Genomic DNA, 12,813 nt, shown 5'->3' on the forward strand with positions numbered 1-12,813 from the left:
GGGTTCGGCTGCCAATGCCGGATAGCTAAGGTTGGCATCTGCGTGGTTTAACGCGCGATCTCGGGGGGCGGTTGACGAAAAAGATGACGAAAAATTCGTGCATTCCCGGATTCGTCATCCGGCGGATGCGAAACCGTCCCACGGCGCGCGCGGCGGCAGGGCGATCGTTTCGCCCGGTGCAATGCCGAGCGCGAATATATCGAGCGCGCCGATGCCGACGCGCACCAGACGCAACGTCGGGAAGCCGACGGCCGCCGTCATCCGGCGCACCTGCCGGTTCTTGCCCTCGGTGATCGCCAGCTCGATCCACGTGGTCGGGATCGCGGCGCGGTAGCGGATCGGCGGATTGCGCGGCCACAGCGTGTCGGGCGGCTCGATGAATTCGGCGCGGCACGGGCGCGTCACGTAGTCGCCGAGGTCGACGCCGCGTGCGAGCGCCTTCAGGTCGGCGGGCCCCGGCGCGCCGTCGACCTGCGCCCAGTAGCGCTTCACCAGCTTGTGGCGCGGCTCCGCGATGCGGGCCTGCAGCGCGCCGTCGTCGGTGAGCAGCAGCAGCCCCTCGCTGTCCGCGTCGAGCCGGCCGGCCGCGTACACGCCGGGCGTTTTTACCCAGTCGCCGAGCGACGGCCGCGTCTCGTGCGCGGAAAACTGGCAAATCGTGCCGAACGGCTTGTTGAGGGCGATCAGGTTCATGGCGGGGCGCCCACCGGCGCCCCGCGGAGAGCGGGGGCGGGCGGTCTATGGCAAATGGCGGAATCTTAATGCATAATACGGAACGGCAAGTCCTCTGTCTTATATAAGACATAAGTGAGGTCTTGATACGCAGTGCCGCGGTTCGCGCCGAAGTGCCCGGTTGGGGCGCTAGAATAGCGGCTCGCTGTTGCCGTCACGGGGTGGCCATGCCGCGCCCCCGCCGCGCGCGCAGCTTCGACCAGCATCACCTGCTCAGCCACGTCACTGGAGTCGATCATGCCGTATCAGCACATCAAGGTTCCGGAGGGCGGTGACAAGATCACCGTCAACAAGGACTTCTCGCTCAACGTTTCCGATCAGCCGATCATTCCCTATATCGAAGGCGACGGTACGGGCTTCGATATCACCCCGGTCATGATCAAGGTCGTCGACGCGGCGGTCGCGCATGCGTACAAGGGCAAGCGCAAGATCCACTGGATGGAGATTTTCGCGGGCGAGAAGGCGACCAAGGTGTACGGTCCGGACGTGTGGCTCCCGGACGAAACGCTGCAGGTGCTGAAGGAATACGTGGTGTCGATCAAGGGGCCGCTCACGACCCCGGTCGGCGGCGGCATCCGTTCGCTGAACGTCGCGCTGCGCCAGGAGCTCGACCTGTACGTGTGCCTGCGCCCGATCCAGTACTTCAAGGGCGTGCCGTCGCCGGTGCGCGAGCCGCAGAAGATCGACATGGTGATCTTCCGCGAGAACTCGGAAGACATCTACGCGGGCATCGAATGGGCCGCGGGCTCCGAGCAGGCGAAGAAGGTGATCAAGTTCCTGCAGGACGAGATGGGCGTGAAGAAGATCCGCTTCCCGGAAACCTCCGGGATCGGCGTCAAGCCCGTGTCGACCGAAGGCACCGAGCGCCTCGTGCGCAAGGCGATCCAGTACGCGATCGACAACGATCGCAAGTCGGTCACGCTGGTGCACAAGGGCAACATCATGAAGTTCACGGAAGGCCTGTTCCGTGACGCCGGCTACGCGCTCGCGCAAAAGGAATTCGGCGGCGAGCTGATCGACGGCGGCCCGTGGATGCGCGTGAAGAACCCGAAGACGGGCAACGAGATCACGATCAAGGATTCGATCGCCGACGCATTCCTGCAGCAGATCCTGCTGCGCCCGGCCGAATACGACGTGATCGCGACGCTGAACCTGAACGGCGACTACGTCTCCGACGCGCTGGCCGCGCAGGTCGGCGGCATCGGGATCGCGCCGGGCGCGAACCTGTCGGATTCGGTCGCGATGTTCGAAGCGACGCACGGCACGGCGCCGAAGTACGCAGGCAAGGATTACGTGAACCCGGGTTCCGAGATCCTGTCGGCGGAAATGATGCTGCGCCACCTCGGCTGGACGGAAGCAGCCGACACGATCATCGCCGCAATGGAAAAGTCGATCCTGCAGAAGCGCGTCACGTACGACTTCGCGCGCCTGATGGAAGGCGCGACGCAGGTGTCGTGCTCCGGCTTCGGCGAAGTGCTGATCGAGAACATGTAAGACCCCTTCCGGGGTGGGCCGGCACGTTGCCGGCCGCTCCGGCGCTGACTGCCGGCGCCGGAGCGTTTCGTGGATGGCAGGTTTGTTGGCAGGGCGGCCCGGCATGCGGGCCGCGGCGCCGCGATGCGGCCCGCGAGCCCTGCAAGGTAAAACATGACGGCCCTCGCAACACCACCGCCCGGCTGAACCGGCGCGCCCCTTTCGCGATCGACCCGGTCGCTCCCCGCCGGTTACCGCCGGCGCTCTTCAGTTCCACCATCACGTAGCAATGCTTTGACCACCATGTCCACTTCGCCCAAGATCATCTACACCCTCACCGACGAAGCGCCGGCGCTCGCGACCTATTCGCTGCTGCCGATCGTCAAGGCCTTCACGCGTTCGTCCGGCGTCGCCGTCGAAACGCGCGACATCTCGCTCGCCGGCCGCATCATCGCGGCATTCGCAGACGTCCTGCCGTCGGAGCAGAAGGGTTCCGACGATCTGGGCGAGCTGGGACAGCTCACGCTGAAGCCGGAAGCGAACATCATCAAGTTGCCGAACATCAGCGCATCGGTGCCGCAGCTGAAGGCCGCGATCGCCGAATTGCAGGCGCAGGGCTACGCACTGCCGGCCTATCCGGAAGATCCGTCGACGGACGAAGAGAAGGCCGTCAAGGCCCGCTACGACAAGATCAAGGGCAGCGCGGTGAACCCGGTGCTGCGCGAAGGCAACTCCGACCGCCGCGCGCCGCTGTCGGTCAAGAACTACGCACGCAAGCATCCGCACAAGATGGGCGCGTGGAAGTCCACGTCGAAGTCCCACGTCGCGCACATGACCGAAGGCGACTTCTACGGCAGCGAGAAATCGGCGCTGATCGCCGATGCCGGCAGCGTGAAGATCGAACTCACGACGACCGACGGCGTGAAGAAGGTGCTGAAGGAAAAGACGGCCGTGAAGGCCGGTGAAGTGATCGACGCATCGGTGATGAGCCGCCACGCGCTGCGCAGCTTCATCGAAGCGCAGATCGCCGACGCGAAGGCGCAGGACGTGCTGTTCTCGGTGCACCTGAAGGCGACCATGATGAAGGTCTCGGACCCGATCCTGTTCGGTCACTTCGTGTCGGTGTTCTACGGCGACGTGCTCGCGAAGCACGCGGACGTGCTGGCGAAGGTCGGCTTCAACCCGAACAACGGGATCGGCGATCTGTACGCGCGCCTGAAGGATCTGCCGGCCGACACGCGCGAAGCGATCGAAGCCGACGTCAAGGCCGAATACGCGGTGCGCCCGCGCCTCGCGATGGTCAACTCGGACAAGGGCATCACGAACCTGCATGTGCCGAGCGACGTGATCGTCGACGCATCGATGCCGGCGATGATCCGCGATTCGGGCGGCATGTGGGGCCCGGACGGTCAACTGTACGACGCGAAGGCCGTGATTCCGGACCGCTGCTACGCGGGCGTCTACCAGGCCGTGATCGAGGACTGCAAGCAGCACGGCGCGTTCGATCCGGTCACGATGGGCAGCGTGCCGAACGTCGGCCTGATGGCGCAGGCAGCCGAAGAATACGGTTCGCACGACAAGACGTTCCAGATCCCGGCGGACGGCGTCGTGCGCGTCGTCGACGAAGCCGGCAACGTGCTGCTGGAGCACGCGGTCGAGTCGGGCGACATCTGGCGCATGTGCCAGACGAAGGACGCACCGGTGCAGGACTGGGTCAAGCTCGCGGTGAACCGCGCCCGCGCCACCGGCGCCCCGGCGGTGTTCTGGCTCGACCCGGCGCGTGCGCACGATGCGCAGATCATCGCGAAGGTCGAACGCTACCTGAAGGATCACGACACGAACGGCCTCGACATCCGCATCATGACGCCGGTCGACGCCACGCGTTTCTCGCTCGAGCGCATCCGCGCGGGCAAGGACACGATTTCGGTCACCGGCAACGTGCTGCGCGATTACCTGACCGACCTGTTCCCGATCATGGAACTCGGCACCAGCGCGAAGATGCTGTCGATCGTGCCGCTGATGGCCGGCGGCGGGATGTTCGAAACGGGGGCGGGCGGCTCCGCGCCGAAGCACGTTCAGCAGTTCGTCGAGGAAGGCTTCTTGCGCTGGGATTCGCTCGGCGAATTCCTCGCGCTGGCCGCGTCGCTCGAACATCTCGGCAACGCTTACCAGAACCCGAAGGCGCTCGTCCTCGCGAAGACGCTCGACCAGGCGACCGGCAAGTTCCTCGACGAGAACAAGTCGCCGGCGCGCAAGGTCGGCGGCCTCGACAACCGCGGCAGCCATTTCTACCTGTGCCTGTACTGGGCGCAGGCGCTGGCCGAGCAGACCGAGGACGCCGCGCTGAAGGCGCAGTTCGAAGGCGTGGCGAAGGCGCTGTCCGACAGCGAAGCGCGCATCCTGGAAGAACTGGCGGCCGCGCAAGGCAAGCCGCAGGCGATCGGCGGCTACTACCGTCCGAACGTCGAGCTGACGAGCCAGGCAATGCGCCCGAGCGCGACGCTGAACGGCATCGTCGACGCGGTTGCCTGACACCGGCCGCGCAATCGCGCGAGCCGATGCAAGTGCCGGCGCGGCGGGTTGAACCTTTCGCCGCCCGGCACTCAAGAAAAACGCCCCGGTCGCCCGGGGCGTTTGTCGTTGCAGGCTTGCCATTCAGACGTGAACGATTTCCCATTCCGTGATTTCGTCCGGCACTTCGAGTGTGGCCGTGTCGAGTTCGGACGGCTGCTCGCAGTCGCCGCGGGAGATGCGGTCGGCAGCCACTTCCGGACACGAGAATGCGCCGAGCAGGGCGTTGCCGAACGTCGCTTCCCAGCCGCCGTTTGCCGGCAGGATGTAGAACGACCCGAGCGCTGAACCAAAGCGAAATCCCTTCATTTCCGTTCTCCCATTCTGATTACGAGCGATTCTGTTGTGCCGCCTGCCGGCTCGGCCGGCTGTGGCCCGACTGGCTGCTTGCGCCGGTGTCCGTATCGAACGGGGTGGCGAAGCGTCAGTGCATGGAACAAAGTCTACGTCCGCGACCTGCTCGGATGGTGCATGTAGAACGGCTTCTCGAAACAAAAATTCTCTTTTAAAAACAATTAATTACTCACGTCGTTTTGCATTGCGGAACGTTTTTCGGCATCGCGAAACGGGAAATTTGTGCCCTGCACCACGAATTTTTATAACGCAGTGACTTATTCCGCATCGTGAAAAAACGGCGGATTGACGGATCGTCGATGCAGCGGGTGCGAACGTGAGGGGCGAGCGGAAGGCGCGAACGGGCGATCGGTGACCGGCAGCGGTTGCCGAAGCGGCGATCGGCGATGTCGGTCGTGGCGCCGTATCCGGCGCGGTAGCGCGGCTTGCTGCGGCGTATCGCCGCCCGACAGGCGGCGGCGTTTTTCGATCGGGCCCTGCGGTTATGATGACGCGACCGCCGCGGCTGTCGCGTGGCGCCGCATGAATAACGAGGATTGATTGATGAGACGGAGAACCTTCCTGTCGCGCGCCATCGGTGTCGCGGCCGCGTCGCTGTTCGCGCGCACTGCATGGGCGCAGCATGCCGGTCATGCTGGCATGGCCGGCATGGATTCGATGGACGACATGCCCGGCATGTCGGGCATGTCAGGGATGCCGGGTCACGCGCAGCACGGCACGCCCGCGCCGGTCGCGCTCGCGCCCGCCGACGCACTGCCGGCCGGCGCGCCGCTCGGGACGTTGCGTACGCTGCCCAACGAAAGTCGTGAGCCCGGCACGTTCCGGGCCACGCTCGTCGCTCAACCGGTGGCGCGACCGCTGCTGCGCGGCGCGCGGCCGACGACGTTCTGGCAGTTCGGCGCGGGCACGCAAGGCCCGGTCGTCGGCCCGCTGATCGACGTGCGCGAGGGCGATACGGTCGAGATCCGGTTCGTGAACAAGCTGCCGCAGCCGTCGACGATCCACTGGCACGGCCTGCCCGTGCCGCCCGATCAGGACGGCAACCCGTCCGATCCCGTCGCGCCCGGAGCGTCGCGCGTGTATCGCTTCACGTTGCCGAAGGGCAGCGCCGGTACCTACTGGTACCACCCGCATCCGCACATGATGACCGCCGAGCAGGTGTTCCGCGGGCTGGCCGGCCCGTTCGTCGTGCGTGCCGCAGACGATCCGCTTGCCGGCTGGCCCGAGCGCCACCTGTTCGTGTCGGATCTGAAGCTTGCACGCGACGGCACGATTGCGCCGAACGACATGATGGACTGGATGAACGGCCGTGAAGGTCAATTCGTGCTGGTCAACGGCGCGCGCCGGCCGCGCATCGACGTCGCGGGCGACGAACGCTGGCGTGTCTGGAACGCGTGCAGCGCACGCTACCTGCGCATCGCATTCGACGACGGCCGCGTGTTCGAGCACGCGGGCACCGACGGCGGATTGTTCGATGCGCCGCGGCGCGTGACGTCGCTGCTGATCGCGCCGGGCGAGCGCGCGGAGGTGCTGGTGCACGCCGGCGACCGCGCGTCGCGCGCGGTGCTGCAGGCGGCCGAGTACGACCGCCGCAAGATGGCGATGTCGCACGACGACGGCCACGGCAGCCTGCCGCCCGATCCGGCGCTCGCGCTGGCCGATGTCGCGTTCGTACCCGCCGAGGCCCGTGCGCTGCCTGCCACGCTGCGCGCGGTGCGGCCGCTGGGCGAACCGGTGGCGCACAAGACGGTCGCGTTCGGCGAGGAAATGGACATGGACGCGATGATGAAGGGCGCGGCGCACGGCCGGCCGGCGGGCATGCGCTTCACGATCAACGGCGACACCTACGCGCCGCACCGCGCGACGCTGACGAGCCGTCGCGGCGACGTCGAGCGCTGGGAGATCCGCAATACGACCGACATGGACCATCCGTTCCATCTGCACGGCACGCAGTTCCAGGTGATCGAGCGGGCGTCGGCCGGTTCGCGCACGAGCGAACCGTTCCGCGCATGGCGCGATACCGTGAACGTGCGCAGCGGTGAAACCGTGTCGATTCTCGTCACGCAAGACATGCCCGGAGAGCGTATGTTTCACTGCCACATTCTCGAACACGAGGATCTCGGGATGATGGGGACGCTGAGGGTCGTCTGAACCGTGGGCGGCGCACGATATGTCATGTGTCGCCGACGGTCGAAATCGAATGCTGCAGACAAGCCGCGCATCGTATTCGGTGCGCGGCTTTTTTCGTATCCCCGCTTGAACGCGCGTTTTATGTCGGCCGCGCATACGACCGGCACGTGGTTTAAAGGGACTCTTAGTCGCCGGAACGCAAAATAGAACTTGTCCTATTTTCCGGGGCGTCTGTGCTTCCTATACTGGTCCGCGATCACCTTGGAAGGTGACACGCTCGGATTGCCAGGCGCGGCGGAAGGGCGACATTTCGGGAATACCGGATGCATGGTCAACCCCCGATGTTTCGGCAAAACGCGGAAGTGCGGCGCTAACAATATTGAGATTTGCTGGGTGGAGTCTCACGCCGGAATGTTTGATGTGGATTTGGTTAGGAATATCATGAAAATAATTAGTAATCCGAATGGAATGCGGGAAATGAAAGGCGGGCGCTCTGTTTCGGATGCCGCACGTGTGCTCGCCATGCGTGCGATCGCGTCCGGTGTGGCTGGCATGCTCGGATTGATGCTCGTGGACGCGAACGCTCAAACGATTAGCGAACGGGTGGACTCGCTGGAAAACAGTGTGTCGACGATCAACGGTAGGCTGTCGGGCCTGCAGAGCGATGTCTCCAACCTGAAGAATCGCCTCGAAGGTTCGCTGCCGTCTCCCGGCACTGGCAAGGACAGTGTCGCGGTTGGCAAGAATTCGAATGCATCCGGGGCGGGGAGTACGGCAGCGGGTGTGAACGCCTCGGCGACGGGCGACTCGAGCACGGCAAACGGGGCGCGGTCGAAGGCGACCGGCCAATCGAGCGTGGCCGCCGGTGCCGATTCGGAGGCGTCTGGTACGGACAGCACGGCCAATGGTGCGCGGTCGAAGGCAAACGGCGAATCGAGCACGGCCGCCGGTGCTGATTCGGAGGCGTCCGGTACGGACAGCACGGCAAACGGCGCCCGCTCGAAGGCAAACGGCGAATCGAGCACGGCCGCCGGTGCCGATTCGGAGGCGTCTGGTACGGACAGCACGGCCAATGGTGCCCGCTCGAAGGCAACCGGCCAATCGAGCGTGGCCGTCGGTGCCGATTCGGAGGCGTCTGGTACGGACAGCACGGCAAACGGTGCGCGGTCGAAGGCAAACGGCGAATCGAGCACGGCCGCCGGTGCCGATTCGGAGGCGTCCGGTACGGACAGCACGGCAAACGGTGCGCGGTCGAAGGCGACCGGCGAATCGAGCACGACGACGGGCGTCAATTCGGAGGCGTCCGGTATGAACAGCACGGCAAACGGTGCGCGATCGAAGGCGACCGGTGAATCAAGCACAGCCGCCGGTGCCGATTCGGAGGCGTCGGGCACGAACAGCACGGCGAACGGTGCACGCGCGAGGGCGACCGGCCGCGACTCGACGGCAATGGGCGTGAGCGCAGAGGCGCTCGGCGACGGCAGTTCGAGCTTCGGTGTCGGCGCGTCGTCATCAGGCACGAATAGCACGGCGCTCGGCACGGACGCGGTCGCGGCCGGCCGGAATTCGGTTGCGCTCGGGCACGGCTCGATTGCCGATCGTGACGACACCGTGTCGATCGGGGCGCCGGGCCAGGAGCGCAAGCTCGCGAACGTCGCCGACGCGGTTCTGCCTCACGATGCGGTCAACCTGAAACAGTTGAACGCAGTAGCCCGGCGGGCGTACAGCGGTGTGGCCGCGGCGACCGCATTGTCGATGATTCCGGATGTCGATCTGGGCAAGACGATCGCAGTGGGCGTCGGCATGGGCAGCTATCTCGGCTACCAGGCCGTCGCGCTGGGTGCGTCGGTGCGGCTCGGCGAAAACCTGAAGGTGCGCGCCGGAGCCGGCATGAGTTCGGCTTCGACGACGTGGGGTGCGGGCGCGTCGTACAGCTGGTAAGCCACGCGGGGCAGGCGCAGGCTTTGACTGCTGCGGCAAGCCCGTTAGGTCGCCGCACGGCAGTCCTCCGTGCGGTGACAACTGACGATCTGTATGCCTGACCCGACAATCGCACTTCTTTCGCTGAAATTGTGCGAATCCGGCAGCTAATCGAAAAAGAAAGTGCCGATTGCAATAACAAAAATCCAATAGACAAAAAAGAAACCCGGCGCGGTGCGCCGGGTTTCTTCGTCCGATATCCGATGCCTTTATGCGGCCTGGATGTTCGACGCTTGCTTGCCCTTCGGTCCTTGAACGACGTCAAAGCTCACCTTCTGGCCTTCCTTCAGCGTCTTGAAGCCATTCATGGTGATAGCCGAGAAGTGCGCAAACAGATCCTCACCGCCCTCGTCGGGAGTGATGAAACCGAAGCCCTTCGCGTCGTTGAACCACTTAACGATACCAGTTGCCATTTTCCTACTTCCCCTGTCACACAGTCGCTGCTACTTACCACGAGCACGCTCGAAAAGCTAAACGACTGAAAATACAGTCGTTCCCCCCTCACAAGCTCACCTCGGCCTCTTTCGTTTCGCCAATCGGCGAATTGAAAAAAGTGCCAGCTTGATTGTTGGCGCTCTTTATTGGAGTGTCAAGTGGAATTTTTAGACGTTTAGAGGGTCGTTGTAAAGAACCCATTTTCAGGGTTTTTCCGGCTTTGCTTTGCAGCATGCGGCCAAGCGCGGGGGCTTGAAAAGCCGCATAATCGGCTCATATACCAGGCTCGAGTGACACGCGTTCGAGTCGTCCCGGCTTGTGGGATACTGGATGCGGACACGACGTTCCGGTGCGATTCCCCCTGACGGTTCGTGTTCCGCGCCATGCGTGAAAGCCGGCACCGCAGCCGGCTTTCGTATGGCGCGAGGACGATCGCGTGTTCCGGGATACCGGGGAGGGCGCCGGCCGGTCGGTCGGGTAATGGCAGGATTGCGGGCCTGTCCGAGTTGTTTAGAATGGGTGTATGGCGATTATCCCGGACAAGCAGGACAGTACCGTCCTGGAACGCAAGCAGCAGAAGCTCAAGCCGCCTTCGATGTACAAGGTGGTGCTGCTGAACGACGACTTCACGCCGATGGAGTTCGTCGTGATGGTGGTCCAGGAGTATTTCAAGAAGGATCGCGAGACGGCCACGCAGATCATGCTGAAGGTCCATCGCGAAGGGCGAGGGGTTTGTGGGGTCTATACGCGGGACATCGCGTCGACCAAGGTTGAGCAAGTCGTTACCCATGCGCGGCAGGCAGGGCATCCGCTGCAGTGCGTGATGGAGGAAGCATGATTGCCCAGGAATTGGAAGTCAGCCTGCACATGGCGTTCATGGAAGCACGCCAGGCGCGCCATGAGTTCATTACGGTCGAGCATTTGCTGCTCGCCCTGCTGGATAATCCGACGGCGGCCGAGGTGTTGCGCGCGTGCGCGGCAAACATCGAGGACCTGCGTCAGAACCTGCGCAATTTCATCCACGACAACACACCTACCGTCCCGGGCACCGACGATGTCGACACCCAGCCGACGCTCGGTTTCCAGCGCGTGATCCAGCGCGCGATCATGCACGTCCAGTCGACGTCGAACGGCAAGAAGGAAGTGACCGGCGCGAACGTGCTGGTCGCGATCTTCGGCGAGAAGGATTCGCACGCCGTGTACTACCTGCAGCAGCAGGGCGTCACGCGCCTCGACGTGGTGAACTTCATTTCGCACGGCATCGCGAAGACGAACAACGGCGAAGCCGCGAAGTCGACCGACGCGAACGCGGAAAGCGAAGACGCGAATGCGCAGAAGGAAACGCCGCTCGCCCAGTTCACGCAGAACCTGAACCAGATGGCGAAGGACGGCCGCATCGATCCGCTGATCGGTCGCGAGCCCGAGGTCGAGCGCGTCGTGCAGGTGCTGTGCCGCCGCCGCAAGAACAATCCGCTGCTCGTCGGCGAAGCCGGCGTCGGCAAGACCGCGATCGCCGAAGGGCTCGCGTACCGGATCACGCGCGGCGAGGTGCCGGACATCCTCGCGAACGCGCAGGTGTACTCCCTCGACATGGGCGCGTTGCTGGCAGGCACCAAGTATCGCGGCGATTTCGAGCAGCGCCTGAAGACGGTGCTGAAGGAGCTCAAGGAGCGCCCGCACGCGATCCTGTTCATCGACGAAATCCATACGCTGATCGGCGCGGGCGCCGCATCGGGCGGCACGCTCGACGCGTCGAACCTGCTGAAGCCGGCGCTGTCGTCGGGCACGCTCAAGTGCATCGGCGCGACCACGTTCACCGAATATCGCGGCATCTTCGAGAAGGATGCGGCGCTGTCGCGGCGCTTCCAGAAGGTCGACGTGACGGAGCCGAGCGTCGAGCAGACGGTCGCGATCCTGCGCGGGCTGAAGTCGCGCTTCGAGGAGCACCACGGCGTGAAGTATTCGTCGGGCGCCCTGTCGGCCGCGGCCGAACTGTCGGCGCGCTTCATCACCGACCGTCACCTGCCGGACAAGGCGATCGACGTGATCGACGAGGCGGGCGCCGCGCAGCGCATCCTGCCGAAGTCGAAGCAGAAGAAGACGATCGGCAAGGGCGAGATCGAGGAAATCATCTCGAAGATCGCGCGCGTGCCGGCGCAAAGCGTGTCGCAGGACGATCGCAGCAAGCTGCAGACGCTCGATCGCGACCTGAAGAGCGTCGTGTTTGGCCAGGATCCGGCGATCGACGCGCTCGCGGCCTCGATCAAGATGGCGCGCGCGGGCCTCGGCAAGATGGACAAGCCGATCGGCGCGTTCCTGTTCTCCGGCCCGACGGGCGTCGGCAAGACCGAAGTGGCGCGCCAGCTCGCGTTCACGCTGGGCATCGAGCTGATCCGCTTCGACATGTCGGAATACATGGAGCGTCACGCGGTGAGCCGGTTGATCGGTGCGCCGCCGGGCTATGTCGGGTTCGACCAGGGCGGCCTCTTGACCGAAGCCGTCACGAAGAAGCCGCATTGCGTGCTGCTGCTCGACGAAATCGAGAAGGCGCATCCGGACATCTTCAACGTGCTGCTGCAGGTGATGGACCACGGCACGCTGACGGACAACAACGGCCGCAAGGCGGATTTCCGCAACGTCATCATCATCATGACGACGAACGCGGGCGCCGAGTCAATGCAGAAGGCGACGATCGGCTTCACGACGCGCCGCGAAACCGGCGACGAGATGACCGACATCAAGCGCCTGTTCACGCCGGAGTTCCGTAACCGGCTGGATGCGATCATCAGCTTCCGCTCGCTCGATGAGGAAATCATCATGCGCGTGGTCGACAAGTTCCTGATCCAGCTCGAGGAACAGCTGCACGAGAAGAAGGTCGACGCGCTCTTCACCGACGCGTTGCGCAAGCATCTCGCGAAGCACGGCTTCGACCCGCTGATGGGCGCGCGGCCGATGCAGCGGCTGATCCAGGACACGATCCGGCGCGCGCTGGCCGACGAACTGCTGTTCGGCAAGCTGCTCAACGGCGGCCACGTGACGGTCGACGTCGACGAGGGCGACAAGGTGCAGCTGTCGTTCGACAAGCTGGCGAATCCGCCGCACAAGCCGAACGAAGAGACGGTCGAAGTCGAGTAAGCG

The 12,813-nt window shown here is 64.5% G+C and carries 9 protein-coding genes; 6 read left to right on the forward strand and 3 right to left on the reverse strand.

Annotated elements, in window-relative coordinates; translation table 11 throughout:
- Window positions 1-114: 114 nt before the first annotated feature.
- On the reverse strand, window positions 115-693 hold the full coding sequence (locus C4B30_RS14210; protein WP_027785218.1) for a pseudouridine synthase: 579 nt from the start codon (window positions 691-693) through the stop codon (window positions 115-117).
- A 276-nt stretch (window positions 694-969) separates the two neighbouring features.
- On the opposite strand from C4B30_RS14210, the gene icd reads away from it, so the two are divergent.
- Together icd and C4B30_RS14225 are read left to right on the forward strand one after the other, a co-directional pair.
- Window positions 970-2,226: an NADP-dependent isocitrate dehydrogenase gene (gene icd / locus C4B30_RS14220; RefSeq protein WP_027785216.1), complete on the forward strand. Its 1,257-nt coding sequence runs from the start codon at window positions 970-972 to the stop codon at window positions 2,224-2,226.
- A gap of 282 nt (window positions 2,227-2,508) precedes the next feature.
- On the forward strand, window positions 2,509-4,737 hold the full coding sequence (locus tag C4B30_RS14225) for an NADP-dependent isocitrate dehydrogenase (protein ID WP_027785215.1): 2,229 nt from the start codon (window positions 2,509-2,511) through the stop codon (window positions 4,735-4,737).
- A 123-nt stretch (window positions 4,738-4,860) separates the two neighbouring features.
- Here C4B30_RS14225 and C4B30_RS14230 read toward each other — a convergent pair whose 3' ends face one another.
- A complete protein-coding gene (locus C4B30_RS14230) occupies window positions 4,861-5,085 on the reverse strand; it encodes a hypothetical protein (RefSeq protein WP_027785214.1) in 225 nt (74 codons plus the stop codon).
- Window positions 5,086-5,673: 588 nt separating this feature from the next.
- Here C4B30_RS14230 and C4B30_RS14235 point away from each other — a divergent pair.
- Window positions 5,674-7,281, forward strand: a complete 1,608-nt coding sequence (locus C4B30_RS14235; RefSeq protein WP_027785213.1) for a multicopper oxidase family protein — start codon at window positions 5,674-5,676, stop codon at window positions 7,279-7,281.
- A gap of 390 nt (window positions 7,282-7,671) precedes the next feature.
- Complete coding sequence (locus C4B30_RS14240) at window positions 7,672-9,201, forward strand: YadA family autotransporter adhesin (protein WP_227789535.1); 1,530 nt, start codon at window positions 7,672-7,674, stop codon at window positions 9,199-9,201.
- A 248-nt stretch (window positions 9,202-9,449) separates the two neighbouring features.
- Here C4B30_RS14240 and C4B30_RS14245 read toward each other — a convergent pair whose 3' ends face one another.
- Window positions 9,450-9,653, reverse strand: coding sequence for a cold-shock protein (locus C4B30_RS14245; RefSeq protein WP_006478030.1), 204 nt, complete (start codon window positions 9,651-9,653; stop codon window positions 9,450-9,452).
- A gap of 545 nt (window positions 9,654-10,198) precedes the next feature.
- Between C4B30_RS14245 and clpS the strand changes: the two genes are divergently transcribed.
- Window positions 10,199-10,513: an ATP-dependent Clp protease adapter ClpS gene (gene clpS, locus C4B30_RS14255; protein ID WP_006398529.1), complete on the forward strand. Its 315-nt coding sequence runs from the start codon at window positions 10,199-10,201 to the stop codon at window positions 10,511-10,513.
- The gene (gene clpA / locus C4B30_RS14260; RefSeq protein WP_027785211.1) at window positions 10,510-12,810 is read left to right on the forward strand and encodes an ATP-dependent Clp protease ATP-binding subunit ClpA; all 2,301 of its coding nucleotides are present in this window, start codon (window positions 10,510-10,512) and stop codon (window positions 12,808-12,810) included. The genes clpS and clpA overlap by 4 nt, the downstream gene beginning before the upstream one ends.
- Window positions 12,811-12,813 lie beyond the last annotated feature (3 nt).

This window comes from Burkholderia sp. BE12, from assembly GCF_002959955.1.
Lineage (GTDB): Bacteria > Pseudomonadota > Gammaproteobacteria > Burkholderiales > Burkholderiaceae > Burkholderia.

Bases quoted from the DNA above. Each gene is read 5' to 3' on its own strand.
- C4B30_RS14210 (WP_027785218.1), bottom strand. From the start codon at position 693: ATGAACCTGATCGCCCTCAACAAGCCGTTCGGCACGATTTGCCAGTTT.
- icd (WP_027785216.1), top strand. From the start codon at position 970: ATGCCGTATCAGCACATCAAGGTTCCGGAGGGCGGTGACAAGATCACC.
- C4B30_RS14225 (WP_027785215.1), top strand. From the start codon at position 2,509: ATGTCCACTTCGCCCAAGATCATCTACACCCTCACCGACGAAGCGCCG.
- C4B30_RS14230 (WP_027785214.1), bottom strand. From the start codon at position 5,085: ATGAAGGGATTTCGCTTTGGTTCAGCGCTCGGGTCGTTCTACATCCTG.
- C4B30_RS14235 (WP_027785213.1), top strand. From the start codon at position 5,674: ATGAGACGGAGAACCTTCCTGTCGCGCGCCATCGGTGTCGCGGCCGCG.
- C4B30_RS14240 (WP_227789535.1), top strand. From the start codon at position 7,672: ATGTTTGATGTGGATTTGGTTAGGAATATCATGAAAATAATTAGTAAT.
- C4B30_RS14245 (WP_006478030.1), bottom strand. From the start codon at position 9,653: ATGGCAACTGGTATCGTTAAGTGGTTCAACGACGCGAAGGGCTTCGGT.
- clpS (WP_006398529.1), top strand. From the start codon at position 10,199: ATGGCGATTATCCCGGACAAGCAGGACAGTACCGTCCTGGAACGCAAG.
- clpA (WP_027785211.1), top strand. From the start codon at position 10,510: ATGATTGCCCAGGAATTGGAAGTCAGCCTGCACATGGCGTTCATGGAA.